We start from the raw sequence: 4,812 nt of genomic DNA, 5'->3' as shown, positions 1-4,812 counted from the left end.
TTCAAGATTAAACTTGCTAAAGCAATCTGTATACCAAGCATAAATGCTTAGGTCTTAGACCTAAAGGATTTCTTGATAATTTATAATGGAAACCAATCCAGAAACAACTGAACTGAAGAATATGGTTCAAAACCTCAGCGATCTGGTGGTGCAGGTGTCCAAAGATGTGGGACAGATGCGTGGTGAATTAACCCAGATTAACGAGCGTCTCGGTTCGTTAGAAGGACGGATGAGTGCGCTAGAAGGACGGATGAGTGAGATGGAAACACGAGTCGAACAACGGATGAGCGCGTTGGAAGCACGACTCGAAAGGCGAATCACGGATGTTTTCAAGTGGATGGTCGGTATGATGGTGCCGGTCTGGATCACTCTCCTCGTCCTCATTATCACTCAGTTTACCAAGGGATAGAAAGATGGAAACACAAGTTAAAATACCTGAAAGTGAAATACTCGATTCCCGGCAGCAAGGTTTTTCAAGACGTGATTTTCTCAAAATTGGAGTGAGCGGATTTTTAGGACTCATTGCGATGCAGCATCTGCAATCATTGGCGTGGACACCGGTAGAGAGCATTGCAGCGCGTGCCAAACATTGCATCGTCCTATTCATGAATGGCGGCGCAAGCCAATTGGATACCTTTGACCCGAAGCCGGACACGCTTAACGCCGGACCCTTTGCAGCGATCCCGACAAGCGCGGAAGGCATCCAGTTTTCCGAACATCTCCCCCAACTCGCGGAACAGGCGCACCACCTGTCGATCATTCGGTCAATGGTTTCGCGTGAGGGAAATCACGAACGGGCACGCTATCTGCTCCACACCGGCTACGCGCCAACTGGCTCTGTGAGGCATCCAACCTTCGGTTCTCTCGCCTCACACTATCTGGACGATGAAGGTTTTGAACTGCCCAACTGCGTCAACATAAATGCCCCCGCTTTTACGAGTGGGTTTCTCAGCGCTGAACATGATCCCTTTGTTGTCAGCGATCCGACGAAACCGATTGAGGATCTCAAATATCCCCCGCAGATGGACGCACGTCGTTTTGAGCAGCGGCTCCGGATGTTGACAGATTTGGAAAAAGATTTCCTCAAGAAGCATGCGAATCGGAGTACAGAGGCGCACCAAGCTATCTACAAGAAAGCGGACAAACTGATTAATTCCCCGCACGCAAAGGCATTTGACCTTTCAAATGAGCCATTAGCTGTGAGAGAAGCCTACGGTATGACTCAATTCGGAGATGGCTGCTTGATGGCACGGCGGTTGGTTGAGACTGGTGTAAAATTTGTCGAAGTCTCGCTCGACGGTTGGGATACCCATGACAATAACTTTGAGCGGACCAAAAATCTGCTCGAAACACTCGACCCTGCTTTTTCGATGCTTGTGAAAGACCTTGCCGATCGGGATTTGTTGGATGAAACCATCGTCCTGTGGCTCGGTGAGTTTGGGCGCACTCCTAAAATTAACGATAATGATGGACGAGACCATTTCCCCAACGGTTGGTCGGTTGTACTCGGGGGAGGTGGGATTCGCGGTGGACATGTGATTGGTGCGACCAGTGAAGATGGGATAGAGGTTGTGGATCGACCCGTTTCGGTTCCTGATTTGTTTGCATCGCTCTGCTATTCGCTCGGTATTGATACGGAGGATCAAAATTACTCCAGAGGCGGACGACCGATTCGGGTGGTGAACGACGGAAGCGTTATTGAGGAGTTGTTTGCTTAACTGATTAGTGTCTGGAAGTCTTGTGTAACAACCTAAGTTGCTGTAGACTCCCGTTACGCCTGATTTCTCCGACGACTCTACGCAACCTCTGGCGGTCCTGTATAGCCAATACTTTTCCAACCTGCCACATCGCCCCCTTTCAAGCGGTAGGGATGGGGGTAGATTTTGAGGGAACGATCCTCCAGCGGCACAGGAATCCGTCCATGTCCATGGTGGGCGGACTGTTTCAGGGCGATAGCGATTTCGAGGGCTTGACGATAATCGTGTCCACTGCACAAGGCATCTTCGCCGGTATTCATCGCCCGCATGAGTCGTTCAATGGCTGATGTAAATCCGTCTTTTCGAGGGCTATACAGAAATTCTGGCTGAACTGGCGTTGAAGCAGCATCTTGACCTTGGATAAGGATTGGCGTGGGAGAGGTAATCCACACCCGCCCATTCTCTCCGGTAACCGAAACAGGGCAGAACGCTTTCTGATCCGTTTGTGGTTTGACAATTTCGCAGACGATCCCACCGGATAATCCCAAGCGACCATAAGCAGGAGAATCTGTCTCCACCGCTTCAAATTCGACAGGAGGCATCCAGCCGGCTTGCGGTGGTAACGCCCATCCCTCCGCCCATTCTACTTCCATACCCGTGAGCAAGCGCATGATGGTCAGTTGAACACACCCGCCACCCGATACCTCTGTCGGCAACCCACCGGGAATAGCGGCACCAGTCAGTTGACCAATATTACCTGCACGGATCCAATCAGCGGTTTCCAGTAGATGAGGCGCGTCCCAATATCCAGTTCCGCAGCCGAAGGCAGTTCCCCGTTCCCGGCAGACACGTACCATCTCATCCGCCTGTGAAAGTTCCACGGCTATCGGCTTTTCGCACGAAACCGCCTTGACACCCGCTTCAGCGCAAGCTATTACCGTTTCAGGATTATGACCGACGGGTAGAATAATTGAGACGATGTCAGGCACCTCTTTGGCAAAGAGTTCGTCCACTGTATCAAAGACAGTTTCGACACCATAACGGTCAGCGAAGGCACCACGTCGGTCTCGGGCGCGGTCTACCAGTGCGACAATTTCGCAGTCGGGATGGTTGGCGTAAGCGCGTAGATAGAAACGCCCCCAGGTTCCTGCGCCCCCGACGACTGCAACTCTGTATTTTTTGGTTGGCAACACGAAACTCCTTTCGTATGTTAACGCAAATTGCTAGTTGATAAGCCAAGCGCCAAAGATCGACGCAATAGTCAGGAATCGAAATTCCCTCCTACAAAATACATACCGCAGAAGGCATACTTTCCAAATCGCGACTCTGACAGTTTATGCCTGATTCTATACGCATGTCGCCCCGCTGGGGCTAGGTTGGTTCATCAGCACAACAGCAGTAGATACGTTGCACTGCGGCGTAGTTTGCACAAGGGTTACGGCATACGGAGTATGCCTATACTCAAAACCGGTCGGGCCACCAGACGTGTGGATAGTCGAGTGGAAAGAGGATTTCCAGAATAGGAATAATGCCCCCAGTTACTGAAACATCGGCTTCAATGGCGAGATCTTCGATGCTTCGCCTGCCCATCATCAGTTGGATCAGCTTGTCCTGCGGTATCTCAAGATGGAAGGCGTTCGCCTTACTAGCGGTGTGTGCAACGCGCCCCCGATCAATTCCTAAACAATCCTGCCCCAGATCTGTCGAGATGAGGATTTTTCCACTCCATTGTGAGAGATGGGCAGAGCGGCGTAGGCGTTTTTCCAACTCACCGGTAATCGCTTTTAAGGTGCTGGATTGGTTGATAATCCGCATCATGCCCCCACGGTTCTTCGGGTTATGGATATTCGTCCGGCAGCCGTAGCGTCGGCAGAATATAGCGAATGGATGATCGGCGGGCATTGAGCATTCAATTTGTGCTGCTCCAATGCTTTTGGCGCGATCCCCAAGAAAGCGGACAATTGTCTCAAAAATCGTCCTGTTCTGGAATCCAATATCGCAAAGGATACACTTTTCTTCCGTATCATCACAGACGAAATAGCCGATTACTTCACTGGCTTCGTTCAGGACAATGAAAGGGTCGGCATCAATACCAAAGTTGCTCCCCATCTTGAATTCCTTCCAACGGGTTTCGTCCCTCAAAGGTGTCCCCGTGCGTTCCGCGTTGTTCGCTGCGTAGAGAGCCAATATTTCCGGCACGTCTCCTGCCTCAAATTTGCGGATTTGATATGTGGGAGCAGCTGCTTGTGCTGCGTCCGTGTCAAGTTCCATCCATGTCTCCGGTAGCACCGTTGCATAGCCAAATTTAGGATAGAAGTCCGGGATACCGAACAGCATGGCGACATCGAATCCGTTCTCTGTCATGAACGCCGTGGAGTCCTCCATGACGTGCCGAGAATATCCTTTGTTGCGATGCTCCTCATTCGTGCCGACACCGGCAATGCCGCCCAGCTTGAGCCGGGCTGTCCCGAATCGCATCTGGTATTCATGGCTCCAGAGGCGGCTTATATCCTGCTCGTCTTCGGTCGAAAGCGAGATTTTCCAAACATTATCAGTTCGTAATAAGCGGTCAATTTTCATCAAAATCCCTCAATTTTCCAGTTTCTACTTTCATACATCACGCATCACGCCCCATGCCACTGTTCTAGTGGATGCCGGCGGTCGGCGAGCGGCAATTCAACGCGGCGTCCACCTTCGCGGTGCGACTGATAGATCGCCATCATCATTTCAAACGCCCAACGTCCCTCCTCGCCACTACTTGGCGGCTGCGTATCCGTTTCGATGGCATGAACCAACCGTCGATACATGGTGACGACTGGCTCTTCAAGACCGACATCTGATAAATCCACCTGCTGCCAATCTGAAAACTGCGCCGGCGCACCTTCCATCGGACGCGGCAGATGCCACAGGTTGTCCCTCACGTTTGCCGACGCACGCACTGCCAACTGCCCCTCGGTTCCGAGAACATCCACGCCGTAGTTCTCGCTCATCGTTTTGGCGTAGTTGATAAAATGCGTTTCTCCCCAGATGCCGCCTCGGAAACCGTAGTGCGCTATTGCGCGTGTCCCCATCACCAATCCAGAGTCCCGATCTCGCGGAGACATCTCCTTCGCCT

5 protein-coding genes are annotated in these 4,812 nt (G+C 51.6%); 2 read left to right on the top strand and 3 right to left on the bottom strand.

The window, feature by feature from the left end; all coding sequences use genetic code 11:
* The first annotated feature begins 85 nt into the window (after nt 1–85).
* Both J4G02_20815 and J4G02_20810 read left to right on the top strand, forming a co-directional pair.
* Complete coding sequence (locus tag J4G02_20815; protein MCE2396968.1) at nt 86–409, top strand: DUF1640 domain-containing protein; 324 nt, start codon at nt 86–88, stop codon at nt 407–409.
* A 4-nt stretch (nt 410–413) separates the two neighbouring features.
* Nucleotides 414–1,718 (top strand): DUF1501 domain-containing protein, encoded by a 1,305-nt coding sequence (locus J4G02_20810; GenBank protein MCE2396967.1) that lies wholly within the window; start codon nt 414–416, stop codon nt 1,716–1,718.
* Between the two features lie 77 nt (nt 1,719–1,795).
* On the opposite strand, the gene J4G02_20805 is transcribed toward J4G02_20810, so the two are convergent.
* The 3 genes from J4G02_20805 to J4G02_20795 all read right to left on the bottom strand — a co-directional run.
* A complete protein-coding gene (locus J4G02_20805) occupies nt 1,796–2,887 on the bottom strand; it encodes a Gfo/Idh/MocA family oxidoreductase (protein MCE2396966.1) in 1,092 nt (363 codons plus the stop codon).
* 271 nt (nt 2,888–3,158) lie between these two features.
* The gene (locus J4G02_20800) at nt 3,159–4,277 is read right to left on the bottom strand and encodes a GNAT family N-acetyltransferase (protein MCE2396965.1); all 1,119 of its coding nucleotides are present in this window, start codon (nt 4,275–4,277) and stop codon (nt 3,159–3,161) included.
* 44 nt (nt 4,278–4,321) lie between these two features.
* Nucleotides 4,322–4,812 (bottom strand): hypothetical protein (locus tag J4G02_20795; protein MCE2396964.1); only part of this gene is annotated, 491 nt, incomplete at its 5' end.

It is taken from the genome of Candidatus Poribacteria bacterium, from assembly GCA_021295755.1.
Classification (GTDB): Bacteria; Poribacteria; WGA-4E; order WGA-4E; family PCPOR2b; genus PCPOR2b.
Note: the sequence above shows the minus strand (reverse complement) of the source record. Positions and strands in the feature narration are given on the sequence as shown.